Source organism: Pseudomonas putida S13.1.2 (assembly GCF_000498395.2).
GTDB classification, from domain to species: Bacteria; Pseudomonadota; Gammaproteobacteria; order Pseudomonadales; family Pseudomonadaceae; genus Aquipseudomonas; species Aquipseudomonas putida_Q.
This window is the reverse complement of record NZ_CP010979.1, coordinates 2,593,512-2,609,222: the sequence shown is the minus strand read 5'-3', so window position 1 is coordinate 2,609,222 and position 15,711 is coordinate 2,593,512. Positions and strand designations below refer to the sequence as shown.

Genomic DNA, 15,711 nt, shown 5'->3' with positions numbered 1-15,711 from the left:
GGTCTTGTAGGAGCTGGCTTGCCGGCGATGAGGCCAGCACAGGCAGCTTCCACAGGTCCGGCGCAGGTCTCAAGTGCTGCGCGGGTCTTGTAGGAGCTGGCTTGCCGGCGATGAGGCCAGCACAGGCAGCTTCCACAGGTCCGGCGCAGGTCTCAAGTGCTGCGCGGGTCTTGTAGGAGCTGGCTTGCCGGCGATGAGGCCAGCACAGGCAACTTCCACAGGTCCGGCGCAGGTCTCAAGTGCTGCGCGGGTCTTGTAGGAGCTGGCTTGCCGGCGATGAGGCCAGGACGGGCAGCACAAGGCAGTAGCTCTAGAAATCCCAGCGGGTCGTGACCATCAGGTTGCGTGGTTCGCCGTAGTACGTGGTATCGAAGTTGCCCAGCCCGGTCAGGTAGACCTTGTCGAACACGTTGTTGGCATTGACCGTGAAGCTCAGGTGCTCGCTGTACTGATAGCGGGCCATCAGGTCCACCAGGGTGTAGCCGCCTTGCTTGATGCGGGTATAGTCGTTGGCGATCGGGCTGTAGATGTTGCCGTAGAAGCCGCTCTGCCAGCGCAGCCCACCGCCCACGGTCACCTGGTCGAATGCGCCAGGCAGACGGTAGGTATTGAACAGCCGTACCACGTGCTCAGGCTTGGTGGTTGCCAATGGGAAGCCGAAAATCCGCTGGTCGTCGGCGTCGCGGGTACGGGCGTAGGTGTAGCCTGCGGTGACGTTCCAGCCGGGCGCCAGTTCGCCGGCCAGTTCCAACTCGACGCCTTTGGTGGTGGCGCCGTCGATGGCCTTGTAGATGCCTTCGTTGGTCACCGGGTCGGTGCCGATGTTGGAGGCGACGTTGTCTTGCTCGATGCGGAAGAACGCCAGGGTGCCGTTCAGCCTGCCGTCGAACCAGGCGGCCTTCAGCCCGGCTTCATAGCCGTCGCCTTCGACGGGCGCAAGGGTGGCGCCGTTGATGTCCTTGTACACTTGCGGCTGGTAGATCGACGTGTAGCTGGCATAGACCGAGTAGGTGTCGTCCAGGTCATAGACCACGCCCGCATAGGGGGTGACCACACCGTGTTCCTTGTAGCTTGCATGGGTATCGCTTAGCGACGACGTGGCGTAATAGTCTTGATCATCGTTGTACTTGAAGGTGCTGACCCGGGTGCCGAGGATGACCGAGAGCTTGTCGGTCGGCCTCAGGCGGGTGGCCACGTAGGCGCCATTCTGGCTTTGCGTGGTGGTGTAGTCGCCGTTTTTCGGGAAGTTCTGCTCCGGCAGTTTGCCGTTCCAGTCGAAAATGGAGCCGGGCACCAGGGCGAACGCGCTGCCGTCGTAGGTATCGCCGGTCTGCTTCGAATGCGATGTCATGAAGCCTGCCACCAGGTCGTTCTCGCGGCCGAACAGGGTGAACGGGCCGGATATATTCACGTCTGCGGTGTTTTGCACGCGGTGACCTTCCCAGCGTCCCCAGTACAGGAACATGCCCTCGCCGGTCGCCGGGTCCGGGTTGCCGCCGCTGGCAGACGCCAGGCGCGTGTCATGATCGCTGATCATGTGGTTGAGGCTGAGTTTGATCTTCCAGTCGTTGGCCAGGGCCTGCTCCAGTGAGGTGAAGTAGGTGGTGGACTGGAAGTCGCGACGGCTCCAGTCTGCCGCCGGGTTGTGCGAGCGCGAGAAGTCGGTGCGGCTGCCATCGGAAAAGTAAGTCGGGTTACCGGTCCACGACGAGCCACGCGGGGTCGTGGCTTGGTTGTCGATGCCGAAGGTGAGGAGGATATCGGGCGTCAGGTCGGCTTCAAGAATGCCGTAGTAAACATCCTTTTTCTGCTTGTAGTGGTCCAGGTACGACTTGCGGTCCTGGTAGGCCCCCACCAGGCGGCCACGTACGCTACCGCTGTCGTTGAGCGACCCCGAAATATCACCTTCGGTACGGTAGTTGTCCCAGGACCCTGCGCTGGCGGTGATCGACGCCTTGAAGTCTTGAGTGGGCTTCTTGCGCACCAGGTTGACCGTCGCCGATGGGTCGCCAGAGCCGGTCATCAGGCCGGTCGCACCCTTGATGACTTCGATGCGGTCGTAGGCGGCCATGTCGACGTGGGTCACGCCCTCATCGTAGACGCCGTCGTAGATGGTGTTGATGCCATCGTACTGGTAGTTGGTAATGGCAAACCCGCGTGCTGAGTACTCCATGCGTTCGCTGTCGTAAGCCTGGACCGAAACCCCGGGCGTGTTGCGCAGCACGTCGCCGATGTCTTGCGAGCCATGGTCGTCGATAACCTGGCGGGTGATCACGCTGACCGACTGCGGCGTTTCGCGCAGGGTCAGCGGCAGCTTGGTTGCGCTGGTAGAACCGCCGGTGGTGTAGGCGCCAGTACCCTCGGTGACGTTACCCAGCCCCAGCGCATCGACACGGCTGGGCGCCAACTCCAGCACATCGCCCTGTTGGGCGGGCAACAGCAGCGAATAGCGCCCGTCGCTTTCCCGAGTAGCCTGCAACCCGGTGCCACTGAGCAGAATCTGCAAGGCTTGGTCGACGTCATAGCGCCCCTCAAGCGCAGGCGAACGTTTACCGCGCGTCCAGTGGGTGTCGAAGGACAGCACGATGCCAGACTCGGCAGCGAACTGGGTCAGCGTTTCGCCCAGGTCGCCCTGTGGCAGGTGGTAGTCATGGGCTTGCGCGGCGCAGGCAGCGCCAGGCCCCGCGAGCAGTGCAGTCAGTAGCAGGCAGGTGCGCAGGCCTGGCGCAGTGAAAGGCCTGGTGTTGAAGCGGCAGGTCATCGTCGCGTTTCTCTGATAGGTAAAAGTCGGGATACCTATGAGTCGGATAAGCCCTGGCAAAGTGATCAGGCGCCCAGCATTTTTTTACGCCGCCGTGATGGTGACCCAGAAACGCGTACGCACCTGGACCTGCACCGGCAGTGACGTGGTCAGCGCGCGCAGTATCTGGTCGGTATCGTCGAGCCGGTAGGTGCCGCTGATGCGCAGCCCTGCTACGGCCGGCGCGCAGCGCAGCCAGCCCGGGCGGTAGCGGGAAAGGTTGCTGATGAAAGCGTCGAGGCGTTGGTCATTGGCAATCAGCAACCCACGGCCCCAGGCATCTGCGGCCAAGGGGACGGTTTCCAGCGCGGCGAAACCCTGGTCATTGAACCGACAACGCTCGCCACTGTTTACCAGCAGGGTCTGGCCCGAGCTCAGGGTTACACGAGCCTGCCGGGCAAACACCTCCAGGCTGCTGCCGTCATCGAACAAACGCAGGGCGAAGCGGCTTTCGCCTGCCTCGACCGTGCCGTTTCGGGTGCTGACCGTGCAATGCTGGCGCGCGGGTACCGTGACCATGACTTCACCTTGGCGCAGCAGCAAGCGTGCAGGGTCGAGGGCGTCATCCACATCGACTGCAGAGGCGGTATTGAGCATCAGCGCAGTGCCATTGTTCAGCACCAGCGAACGCTGTTCGCCCACGCCGGTGCGCACGTCTGCCAGCAGTGGAGACTGCTTGACCTCCCGGTATCCCCCCAGGCCCAGCGCGCCGCCGCCCAGCAGTATCAAGCCAGCCTTGACCACCCGCCGACGGCTGGCGTTGCGGCCATGGGCTGCCAGCGCCAGTACGCGCGCAGACGCCGGGTTTTCGCTGGCTGCCATGCGCGTTTGCAGGCGCTCGGCCTGCTGCCAGGCCCAGGCATTGACGGGCGTGGCATTCAGCCACAGTTGCCAGGCCGAGTAATCACTGGCCTGCACCTCACCGCTGTTGAGCTGGCTGAACCAGTGCGCGGCCTGGCGCAACGAAGCCAGTTGCTCGGCATTCAGGTTCATGCTCAGTGGCCATGCCCAAGGCTGTAGATCATGCAGTGCTCGGCCGCCTTGGCAATGTAGCGGCGCACACTGACTTCGGAAATACCCAGCTGGGTGGCGATGTGTTTGTAGGGCATGCCATCGATCTGCGAAAGCAAAAATGCCTCACGCACCTTGGGCCCGAGCGCGGCTAGCATGGCGTCAAGCTCGAACAAGGTTTGCAGCAAGGCCACACGTTGCTCAGGTGAGATGTCCAGTGCTTCGGGTTGCTCGGCGAGCACCTGCAGCCAGGCCCTTTCCAGGTGCACACGGCGCAGGTGGTCGATCATCAGGCGGCGAGCGATGGTTGCCAGGTAGCCTTTGGGTTCGCGTACGGCGTCGAGCTTGGCGGCGGCGTCGGCGGCAGACATGACACGCACGAACACATCCTGGACGAGGTCTGCTGCCAGGTGGCTGCAGTTCACCCGCAGTTTCAGCCAGTTATGCAACCATTTGCTCTGGGCCCGGTATAGCTGGCTGACTTGAGAAGTAAAAGCTATATCCGGGATGCTCATCCATGCCGCCTGAAAATGTTTACAAATGTTAATGGTTCGCATTTTAGGCAGAGTGTTTCAGGGTTTGCAATCGCAGCGCCATTGCCGGCAAGTCAACTCAAGCAGAGGTAGCACGCTCGGTTGCATCGGCTCCAGGCGCCCGGTTTTGCTTGTTCCATCGCGTAAACAGCAGACGCAACAGGGTGTTCCAGCAGTAACCCACCAGTACCCCTCCGGCGAGTGCCAGGGCTACCTCGAACAGCGGGTGCCTGAAGATATGGTCCGCCAGCGACTGGAACTGGAAATGCGTCAGATAGATGAACAAGGTGGACGATGCGATGACCGCGCCGCCCCGTGCTACCAGGGCGGGCACTGGCACCGAGCGGAACCAGATCAGGGCCAGCATCGCCGGCAGGGCGATATCGATATAACGCGAGAAAGCCTCCCAGCCAACGCCGGCAACCGCCATCAGGTCCAGCTCGCCGACCACCAGCACGGCCACCCCGCTGGCTACCCACTTGCGCGCGGTAGTGTCGGCGTGGTGCACGGCCATGCCCAGCACCATGACCGCCAGGAAGTGCTGCGGTACCCGGTTGAGCAGCGTACTGGCGTCGAACACGAACTGGCTGAGCAGCACATCCACCGCCACCAGCACACAGGCCGCAATGATCAGGCAGCGGAACGGGTCGGCGAGGACGACCTGGCGTACGCGCCTGATCGACAGCACCACACCGATGATCAGGATCATCTGCACCAGCACTTCGATGTACCAGTAATTGAACAGGCTGACTTCGCTGGCCGGGAACCAGTTGGACACCAGCAGCAGCGATTGCCAGTGCAACCGGTCGAACACCAACTGGATCAGCGCGGTGTACAACAGCGTGGGCACCACGATGGCTGCCAGCGACCTGAGGAGTGTACGCGCATCGCCACGTTCTTCGATGGCCTTGAGCTGGAACCGGGCCAGGCTGATGCCGGAAACCAGGAACAGCACAGACGTTTCGCCGACGATCAGCCAGTGGTCGAACTCGCTCAGGTGGCCGACCACGATCAGGATGATGGCGAGCATCCGCACGAACACCGGCATCTCCATCACCCGCAACGCGCCGTTGGGGGGCGCACTCAGCTCGGCCAGCTGGCACACCGGCAGCGTTTCCCAACGCTGCGGCAGGTGGCCGATCAGTTCTTCCAGCGCCCGCGAGGCCTGCACGAACGACAGCGAGTCGCCGCCCAGTTCGACAAAGCTCAACCTGGCGTCCAGGCGCGGCACCTGCAGAATGCGAGCCCAGGCCGTGCTCAGCTTTTCGGCCAGAGGGGACAAGGGCTGGTTGGCGTTGTCGTCAAAGGGCGCAGGCAAGGCGCGTTTGTCCACCTTGCCGTTAGGGGTGAGCGGCAGGGCGTCCACGAACACGCACAGCGCCGGCACCATGTAATCCGGTAGCTGGCCGGCGAGCGCCTGGCGCAGTTCATCGGCGGTGGTGGGCTTTTGCGCGACACAATAGGCAACCAGCCGGGTCGACGCGCTGTCGTGGTTGGCCACGACCACGCATTGGCCGATGTGCGGGTGACGGGTAATGGCGTGCTCGATTTCCGCCAGCTCGATGCGATGGCCACGGATTTTTACCTGGCTGTCACCGCGCCCCAGAAAAATGGCACTGCCATCGGCCAGGTAGGTGCCCAGGTCACCGGTGCGATAACAGCGGTCACCTGCGGCGCCGGTGAACGGGTTGACGATGAACTTGGCCTCGGTCAGCGCCGCGTCGCCCCAGTAACCCTGCGACAGGTAAGGGCTGCGGATCAGGATTTCACCGGTTTCGCCCGCGCTGACCAGCTGATTGGTAGAGTCGACCACCAACAACTGCGCATTGGCGATGCCTTTGCCCAAGGGCACCCGTGAACTGTCCCAGTCAGGGGAGAGGGTATGGAAGGCCATCGCTTGTGGCGTTTCCGTGGTGCCATAGAAGTTGACACTGACAGCACAGGGCGCAATGGCGCGTATCTGCTGGTACAGCGCCGGGCTGAGCGCATCGCCGCCCCAGAACAGGTAGCGCAGTTGATCGAGTACCTGGCCATTCATGTGTGCGCCGGTCTCGATCAGCTTGCCTAGCGGCGGGGTGAGGTGGATCACGCTCACGCCATGCTGGTGAATCCAGCCCGCCAGCCGTGACGGGTCGGTCAGGGTCGGCTGGGCGGGGCAGGCGAGGGTCGCACCAATTGACAGTGGTGTGAACACGTCGCGGTACACCGGGTCGTGGCCCAGGCCGGAAAGCAGGGAGAAGGTGTCGGCCTGGGTAAAGCCATGCTGGCGCACATGCCAGTCGATAAAATGCACCAGTGGCGCGTGGTGGGTAACGATACCCTTGGGTTCACCGGTGCTGCCCGAGGTGAAGGTGATGTACGCCGGTTGCTCGGGGCTGACGCTGGGCAGCTCGACCGGTTGGCAGGGAAAGGCTTGCAGTGCCTCGGCGGGGGCTTCCGGCACCGTGACTACAAGGGGGGCGTCGGCGTCGACGGATGCCTCGCCACAGCGCAGGACCACGGCCGGCTTCAGTGTGCGGATGATCTGCCCGATGCGCGCGGGGGGGTACGCAGCGTCGGCCACGGTAAAGGCTTGGCCGGCGCGCAGGCAGCCCAGCATGGCGTACACCAAGGCGGCGCACCGACTGGCGACAATGACCACAGGTTCGGTGCCACTGGCAGCGTTTTCCAGCAGATAGGCGGCAATGCCCTGGCTGGTCTGCGCCAGTTGGGCATAGCTGCAGGTGGTGTGCCGGGCAAGGATGGCGGTGGCCTCCGGGCAGCGGCCGGCCTGCTCGAGGAAGGCATGGTGAATCGGCTGTTCGGCACGGTACTCCAGGCACAGCGTCGGGTTCGGGCGCAGGTCCGGCATGATGGGTGAGGGCTCCGCATGAACGTTGGGGCTGGCTGGTAGCACAACGCTAGTGCAGGGTGGCCGATGGCGCCAATGTTCAGCGATGGCCGGGGGCACACAGCAGCTCCAAATTACGGAAGTGGTCGAAGGAAGCCCATGTGCACACTCGCGCCCAGGGCGATGCCTACAGGTTTACGCGGTTCCATTGTGGGAGCGGCCTTGTGTCGCGATAGGGCTGCGCAGCGGCCCCAGGATTCCAGCATCACAGCGGAAATCGCCGGGGCCGCTTTGCGGCCCGATCGCGACGCAAGGCCGCTCCCACAGCAGAGTATCGGGATGCGACCTCACAGGACAGGCCTCAGGCCACATCCACCAGCACGATCTCGCTGTCCTCGATGGCGGTTACCCGCAGCACCTGCTCCTGCTCGATCGCCACACCATCGCGCGCCTTGGCCCGCAGCCCGTTGACGTCCACCAGCCCCTTGGCCGGCACCAGGTAACCCCGGCGTGCGGCATCGAAGCGATACTCGGCGGTTTCACCGGCACGCAAGGTGGCAGCTACCAGTCGGGCATCGGTGCGAATCTGCAGGCTGTCTTCATCACCGGCACGACCGCTGGCCAGGGTCACGAAGCCTTCGCCACGCTCGCCTTTGGGGAACGGCCGGCTACCCCACTGCGGTGCCTCACCGGTGCGCTCAGGCACGATCCAGATCTGGAAAATACGCGTATCGACGTCTTCCAGGTTGTACTCGCTGTGCACGATGCCGGTGCCGGCACTCATCACCTGCACGTCACCGGCCTCGGTACGGCCCTTGTTACCCAGGCTGTCCTGGTGGCTGATCGCGCCTTCACGCACATAGGTGATGATTTCCATGTCGCGGTGCGGGTGCGGCGGGAAGCCGCTGCCAGCGGCGATCAGGTCGTCGTTCCACACCCGCAGGTTGCCCCAGTGCATGCGCGCCGGGTCGTAGTATTCGGCGAACGAGAAATGGTGGTGGGCATCGAGCCAGCCGTGGTTGGCGTGGCCCAGGCCTTCAAAGGGTCGTAGTTGCAGCATGATCGTGCTCCTTGAATCAGTGGAATGAGGCCATGATGCGCTAACAAAACATCGAAAATAAGCGTAAATATCGGCTTAAAACAATCAAGTTAATAGATGTTTTTTCAGCGATTCCTGACTCGCTTCATCGCCTAATCCACTGATCTGCAAGCATTCGCTGGCGATTTTCCGTCGATGCGGCGAACATGCCGGCTGTTTTTGTTTTTCAACGGAGTGACCGTGGCCCACGAGCAACCCCAGGCCCCCGCCGACCTTACCCCTCCTGCCCAATTGCCCTGGTTCCGCCGCCTGGTCGCCCGCCTGCTGGGGCGTGGCCTGACCCGCCTGCAGGCCCAGCATCGCGACTCGTGGTTCCTCGGCCACGCCACCGGCCAGCACACTGGGCATGCCGATGGCGTGCGTGAAGGGTTCGAGCGCGGTCGGGTGGAGGGCTACGAGGCCGGGCGCCAGGTGCTGGTGATTCGCGATTCGCGCCCCGATACCGCTGCGGTACCCGGCCAGGACGACAACCTGTTCGACGACTGGCGCCTGCCGCTGACGGCCGAGCTGAAAAAACGCTTCAAGGCCGATGTCGCCCAGCGCCTGCCCGCCGAGGCGCAACCCAGCGCCGCACAGTGGAAGCTGATCTTCAGTGACACCCCGTCCACCTGTGTGGTGGCCGGGGCCGGGGCAGGCAAGTCCACGTCGCTGGTGTTGCGCATCCTGCTGCTGCGCCATTATCTGGGTTACGAGCTGGACGCGATGACCGTGGTCACGTTCACTCGCGAGTCGCGCAAGGACTTCATCAAGCGCCTGCTGCAGGTATTTGCCTTATGGCAGATCAACCTGCAACCGGTGCAGGCCCGCGAGCTGGTGCGTACCTTCCATTCGCGCATCCTGCCGCTGGTGCGCAGCCTGCCGGGCTTTGGCCAGGTGCGCGCATTCGAAACACTGGGCAACGAAATGCCTGCCGGGCGTGAAGCCGAGGCGGACAGCAACCCGTTCGACCTGCGCCTTAACGATGCCCAGCGTCAGCAGCTGAACCAGTGCTACAGCAGCGTGCTGGGCGAGAGCCCGCGTTTTGCCGAGCTGGTCGGCCTGTTGCGCAACGAAGCCTTGCAACTCAAACCACTGGACCCGAACAACCCCGACGTGCAAAAGCGCGCACAGGTGACCCAGTTGGCGGCCCAGCGCGACGAAGAATTGTGCGACGTAATCGAGGACCTGTGGTTCGCCGCCGGCGCCTGGCCAATCAAGGGCATCGAGCCTTGCCGCGAAACTGTCGACATCCGTGGCAGCCGCTTCCATGTGCATGGCCGCCTGGCTGGCCAAGGGCCTCTGGTCGTGCTGGGCTTCGACCCTGCAGAGAGCGCGCAGTACCAGCGCCCCGGTGCCAAGTTGGCGGTGCGTGCCGAGTGGGCGGTCAAGCGCACCCTGTTGCAGGCCTTCTGCGATCGGCCGTTGATCTGGCTCGACAATTACGCCATGGCCCGCCGCCTGGCCGCTTCGCTGGCTGGCGATGCCGTGGCCGGCCCGGGGTTCGAGTACAAGGTCAAGGGCGAGCTGGCACCGGCGCCGTTGCTGGACGCCTTTGTCGGCGCGGCCAACTTCATCGAGAACCTTGGCCTGGACGTGAACAACGCGGTGGCGGCGATGAGCTTCCCGTCTGGCGACAGCGATGCCTTGTTTTTCGAGGCCCTGGCCCTGTACTGGAAGGCCCTGGAAGCACACCTGCTGGATCAGTCGCCGCCGGTGATGAGCTACAACCGCATGTTCGCCCTGTTCAGCGAGAACAACCCGGAAAACCTGCAACTGCTGCCCGACCCGTTGTTGCGGCCTCTGGCACACCTGATGATCGACGAGTTCCAGGACGTGTCGCCGCAGATCGTCAGCTGGCTGCGCGCCAGCCTTGCTGAAATCCGCCGACGTGGCCCGACCATGCACACCGGGCGCCATGCCCAGCATTCGTCGCTGCTGTGCGTGGGTGACGACTGGCAGTCGATCTATGGCTGGCGGGGCAGTTCGCCCAAGTACTTCATGGAATTCACCAAAGCCTTCCCGTCGCCGGCCAACACGCGGGTGATGCTGGTCGACAACTACCGCTGCCAGCAGCAGGTGATCGACGCGGCCGAGCACCTGGTCAAAGGCACCCCGGCGATTGCCGGCAAGAAAGCCCGCGCCAGTGGCCCGGCAGCCGAATTGCCGGGCTCTGCGGTCAAGGTATTCGACCGTGACGAGGCCGCCCTGGGGGAAACGCTGATCGAGCACTACCAGCGGGGCGAGACGGTGATGATGCTGTACCGCAAGGGCAGCGACAGGGCCTTGATGAACGAGCACCTGCAAAGCGTGCTGCACGCCGAAGCAGCATTGCCGGCCGAACAGCGCCGGCTGCGCCAGCTGACCTACCACAGTGCCAAGGGCTTGCAGGCCGATGCGGTGTTCATGCTGGGCGACTGCCAGTACCTGACCAGCTCGCCCTACAAGAACCAGGTGTACCGCCAGGCCGGTCTGGGCAAGGCCGGTGATGCCCAACCGTTCGATACGGCGCAGAAAGAAGAAGTGCAGCGCCTTGCCTACGTGGCGGTGACCCGCGCGGTACAGCACTGCTACTGGCATGTCGAGGCCGCCAATGGTGAAGCGGCGGCTGCCCCAAGGGCGTCGAGCCAGGTGGATGGCAGGCAGGCCTTTTTCGAAGACCTGCGTGGGCAGTAGGCCAAAATCCAGGTATTACCGGGGCTGCTCTGCAGCCCTTCGCGGGCACGCCCGCTCCCACAGGTTCAGGAATGCGCCGTCCTGGTGGGAGCGGGCGTGCCCGCGAAGGGCCGCAAAGCGGCCCCAAATGGCTTGACTGAGAGACTTCAGGTAAACCTGTCCAAATAAGAGCTTCAGTTGTTCGGGTCTTGCGCGCGGGTGAGCGTTTCAAACAACGCTTCGCGTTGTTGGTCACGCCCGGCATTCAGGCGCCGGCTGGCCACGTCGTAAGCCTGGCTACCCAGGTCCATTCTGTGCAGTTGGCCGTTTGCATCCAGCGGTGGCGCGGGCAGTGCGTCGGTGAGGGCCTGCAGCACCGCGCCATCCAACGAAGTGACCGCTTCGCTCTCGGCATCCAGGCAATAGTCCAGGTACTGCATGCCTTGGTACCAACGCTCGTCAAGCGCTGTGAAGCGGCTGGCGAAACGTTGGGCAAGGTAACGCTGCCAGCTGGGCTGCCGCGCAACCCAGGCCCTGCGTTCTGTAGCGGTATCGTCGAGCCGCAGGACAGCGCGTTCGACATTGCTGGCCACACGTGCCGAGATCATCGCTTCTTGGCGATAGAGCATGCCTTGGCTGGTTTCCGGGAAATTGAGCGGTTCTGCCAGTGACTGGCGCAAGGCCAGGCGTATTTCTATCAGGTCCGTGCCGCCAGTGAGTAGGGCGTTGTCACTCAGTTCGTCCAGGCGGTCCAGCTCAGGCACGTCGAGCCTTGCGGGCTGAGCCTGGGCGGGCAGCCGTTCCAGCTCCAGCAAACGCGCCTGGCGGGCCTGGCGGGCGAGCTGGATCCGTTCGGCCAGGGCGTTGACCATTTCTCGGCGGTAGAGGTTTCGGAAAAAGTTGAACAGGTAGACAGGGCGCTCCGCTTCCTCGGCCAGTTGCCTGAACACCTGGGCTTCGAGCTCGAGGGCACTGAATGCATCGGTACCAGCGTCGCCACAGGTGGGCGGGTAGTCTTGCGCGACATTGTCCAGATGGGTGCGCAATGCCTCGTCTCGCCCAGCCTGTTCAAGCAGCTGCCAGACCTGCCGGCTCAGCCCGCGCACGTTGCGCTCGGCTTGCCGCGAGTGCGCCATGCGTTCGACCACTTCGCGCAAATGCTGGTTTGCGTCACCCTCGAACAGCTCGTCCCAGAGCTGCGCCTGTTCCGGGCTGGCATCCACGAGCCAGAAGTCCACACTGATATCCGACAGCTCATCGCCGCCGTGCACTTCGACGCCAGCCGTGCGCAGGCGGCGGATACTTTCGGCGCCCAGGTTGTTTTCGTTGAAGTCCCAGAAGGTATCGCGACCTGGCACACGCAGGGCGTCGGCAAAGGGACTGGTCAGTACCTGATCGAGGTCCGGCAATTGTTCGATCGGGTTGTAGCTCAGGCTGAGGTGACGCAACTGCAGGTCCGCCTGCGTCATTAATGAGGTGAGGCCGCGCGGCCATTCACGCAGGCCGCAGTTGCGTAACTGCAAGTTGGCCAGGGACGACAGGCCGCTCACGTCGGGCGCCTGCCCCAGTGGGTTGTTGGTCAGGCGCAGGTCGCGCAGGCTGCGCAGGCCGGCGAAACGTGCTGCCAGGGCTTCACTCAGCACAATGTGGTTGTTCTCCAGATCAAGGTTTTCGAGGGGGAGTTGTGCAAGGGTCTGCAAGTCGGCTTCGGCAAGTTGCAACCTGTTCAGACGCAGGCTCAACCGGCGCAGGCGGGTAAGGCCTCCCAGGCGCTGACGCATCACCTCGGTCAGGCTGCCGAGCTGGTTGTTGCCCAGTTCCAGTACTTCCAGTTGCGGGGTGCAGGCCAGTGCCTGGAACAGGCCTTCGAAGTCGAGTTCCGGGCTTAGCGCCAGGCGCAGTGTGCGCAGGGAGGGGAAGCTCTGGAAAAAGTCTGCGGGCAGCTCGCGGATGCCGGTGGCGCGAATGTTCAGGGTGGTGATGTGATCGAAGCGAGCCGGCAACGATGGCAGCGTGTCGATGTGCAGCAGCTGCAGCGTCAGGTTGTCAGGGTCGTCACGACGCCAGGCTGCATTTAACAGATCTCGGACCACGCCGCTGCTGTCGCGTTGGGTTTCAGTGCTCTGGTTCACCCAGGTGCGCAGCGTGACGTCGAGGGCGTCACGCTCGATCTCCAGCGCCCTGAGCTGCGCCGCGACACTACCGCGCTGGCGTAGTTGGCCCCGCAAGGTATTGCGCTCGCTTGCGCTCAGGCCAGGGTAGAGCGCACGCAGGCGTCGATCTGCAGTATTCGCCCAAGGCAGCCTTCCACTGAGTGGGTAGCCGATGCGCCCATCGGCCAGGCGCATCGGTGAACGGTAGCCTGGCCTGATCGGCTGCTGCCCGATCAGCCTGGCTGCATGCAGGCGATCGGCGACCGCCATTTCATAACGTTGTCGTGCATCGAGGCCAGGGTGCTCGGCTTTGAGCGCGGCATCCAGCACGCCACTGTCGGCAGTGGCCAGGTCAGGTCGCCAGAGCCCCAGCAAGGCCCTGCTCAGGCGGGCGTGTGCCTGCAAGGCCCGGGCTTCTTCGGCGACGCGCAAGGGTACCCTGCCTTGTCCCAATAGCAGACGTTCACGGGCGCAGGTCCTGGCCATGATCTGCCCAATGGCACGCTGCGTCAGGCCCGGGAACTGCCTGGCCAGTGGCCCGGCTTCTTCGGGCAGACTGGCCTGGTTTCGCGCTTTCAGTCGGTCGAGTGCGTCGGCCAGCAAGGCGGGGGGATGCTGCGCGGCGACCTGGGTTTGGCGAAGTTCATTGCCTTGCACCCCTGAGCACTGCAGTGCCGCCTGCAACTCGCTGTCACCCAGCCCTTCACTGATCGGCCCCAAGCGCCGCAACAGCTGCAGGTCATCCCACTCCAGTGGCACCTCGTGTGCCGCGCGCCACGCGCCTGCGCCATTGTCCCGAACCACTGGCCGATAGGCCTGCGGGTCTTGCGGGTGAGGAATCCGCCATTGGCCGCGTTCCTGCAACTGTTCGTACACAACGCCCTCGATGCGTATGTAGTGGCGCCCGTCCACCGTATAGCGGCCCTGTACATCCGGTGCGAGGTCTTCGGCAATCGACACCGGGCTTGCATGGTCCTGCAACGTGGCGTTCCACAGGTAGTCCTTGCCATCCTTGACGATGCTCTGCATGGCGTCGACGAAGCCGGAGGCCTTCAGCACCACGCTACCGGCACCTACGGCAGCCACCGTCACAATGTTCAGCAACACCGATTCAAGCTGGGCTGCAGCCTCGTCATTGTCACCTTCCTCCCAGGCCGAGATGCCCTCGAACACACTGCCCATGATCTGCGCGGCGCCGAGGGTCAGCATGATCGGGTTCAGGCATGGCACGACCATCGCTGCCACATTCAGCACGGTCATGCCCAGGTCCAGCCAGTATTCGATGTTCTGCAAGCGTACCCTGGCGTCGACATCTTCGGTGGGCACCGCGACCCGGCGAGCATCCGCTCTCAGGCGGGCAAGGTGGCTGGATTCCAGTAATGCCCAAGGGGCATCTGGCAGGTTTCTGTCGATGGATTCCAGGTGTATCGACTTGCGAGGTTTCAGCTGTGCCCCGTCATCCTGGTCAGCGTTGCTGTACAGGGCGCGCGCGAGCCGCTTGTTCAACGTTGCCTGTTGTGATTGCAATGCCAGGGCGACGAAGCGCTTGCGGTAGCCGTCCTGCAGCAGTTGCTGGCGCAAGTACTTGCGTGCATCGCCCAGCGAAGCGAACTCCCTGAGCGCATCGCCATCCACCGGGTTGTAGAGAAATACCGGGTCATGCTTGCGGTTTTGCATGGGCGCGATGAACAGCAGTTCGTGTATCGGGATGCCAAACAACTGCAGCTGCCAGCAACGCAGGGGGCGGCCTTGATAGGTGGGGTTGGCGTTTTCGGCACACAGGCCTTGCAGCGCGCAAGAGCCGGCGGGGCTGAGGTAGCCTTTGCAGGCAGCGATACGGGTTTGCACACGAAACTCGTCACGCCGGGCGTTGATAGCCAGCTGCTGCAACGCGGTTTTGTTTGCTCCGTCGAAGACCTGGTCAAGGTGCTGCTGGTAGCGCCGACCCAGGTTCAGCGCCCGACATTGGTCGATAAAGCCTGCCACCGTCAGCCCAGCCATGGACCTGATGTCCTGGCGGCTGTGCTGCAGGCGGCTGAACCGCGTGGTGTCGGCAGTGCCTTCGAAATTGTGCAGGGCCGCTTCGAGCAGGCTGCGGTATTGCGGGGCTCCCTTGGGCACGATCTCGCCCTGCTCATGCGGCACTGCCGGGCCCCCGGGCATCCCGCCTGGTTGCTTCACAGTGGTGGCTTGATAAACGTATTGCGCCTGGGTGACCGGGGTGTCGATGTCGAGCTGTGCTTGCAGCAAGGGGGCGCAGAACTCGGTCACGCCCTGTAGGTTGCCGAGCGCTGCATGCAAGGCCCTGTTGCTGGCATCACGCTTGGCGATGGCGCGGCGAAGGGCCTGGCGGGTGGGTTCGTCTGCCTGTTGATACCAGGCGCAGGTACTACCCTGGCTGTCCTGGTAGTCCTTGTGCAAGCGCGCCATGATCTGGCTGGCATGCTCGCTGTGCAACGCCTTGCTCCAGCCGGGCAGGGTTCGCACCATTTGCGCGTGGTGATAAGGGGTGTGGCTCATGTCGGCACTCCATGGACGGGAGCCGCTATGGGGCCGCATACGCTGGCGCTCTGTGCGGTAGATAATTGCCTGCCCAGGTCGGGCGTATGCGGGTGTCGGCGTGTGTTCTGCCAGGTAGATGGCCGGCAGGCCTC

Annotated in this window: 7 protein-coding genes; 1 reads left to right on the top strand and 6 read right to left on the bottom strand. The window is 63.6% G+C overall.

Annotated features, from left to right (window positions below):
• Window positions 1-310 precede the first annotated feature (310 nt).
• The 5 genes from N805_RS11720 to N805_RS11700 form a co-directional block, all read right to left on the bottom strand.
• The gene (locus tag N805_RS11720; protein WP_028613543.1) at window positions 311-2,761 is read right to left on the bottom strand and encodes a TonB-dependent siderophore receptor; all 2,451 of its coding nucleotides are present in this window, start codon (window positions 2,759-2,761) and stop codon (window positions 311-313) included.
• An 84-nt stretch (window positions 2,762-2,845) separates the two neighbouring features.
• Window positions 2,846-3,793, bottom strand: a complete 948-nt coding sequence (locus N805_RS11715) for a FecR domain-containing protein (protein WP_028613544.1) — start codon at window positions 3,791-3,793, stop codon at window positions 2,846-2,848.
• A gap of 2 nt (window positions 3,794-3,795) precedes the next feature.
• Window positions 3,796-4,326, bottom strand: coding sequence for a sigma-70 family RNA polymerase sigma factor (locus tag N805_RS11710; RefSeq protein ID WP_028613545.1), 531 nt, complete (start codon window positions 4,324-4,326; stop codon window positions 3,796-3,798).
• Between the two features lie 97 nt (window positions 4,327-4,423).
• Complete coding sequence (locus N805_RS11705; protein WP_046811322.1) at window positions 4,424-7,195, bottom strand: amino acid adenylation domain-containing protein; 2,772 nt, start codon at window positions 7,193-7,195, stop codon at window positions 4,424-4,426.
• A gap of 340 nt (window positions 7,196-7,535) precedes the next feature.
• A complete protein-coding gene (locus N805_RS11700; protein ID WP_028613546.1) occupies window positions 7,536-8,234 on the bottom strand; it encodes a pirin family protein in 699 nt (232 codons plus the stop codon).
• A gap of 174 nt (window positions 8,235-8,408) precedes the next feature.
• On the opposite strand from N805_RS11700, the gene N805_RS11695 reads away from it, so the two are divergent.
• Complete coding sequence (locus tag N805_RS11695; RefSeq protein ID WP_033742374.1) at window positions 8,409-10,925, top strand: UvrD-helicase domain-containing protein; 2,517 nt, start codon at window positions 8,409-8,411, stop codon at window positions 10,923-10,925.
• Between the two features lie 173 nt (window positions 10,926-11,098).
• On the opposite strand, the gene N805_RS11690 is transcribed toward N805_RS11695, so the two are convergent.
• Window positions 11,099-15,577: a dermonecrotic toxin domain-containing protein gene (locus tag N805_RS11690; RefSeq protein WP_028613548.1), complete on the bottom strand. Its 4,479-nt coding sequence runs from the start codon at window positions 15,575-15,577 to the stop codon at window positions 11,099-11,101.
• Window positions 15,578-15,711: the final 134 nt, after the last annotated feature.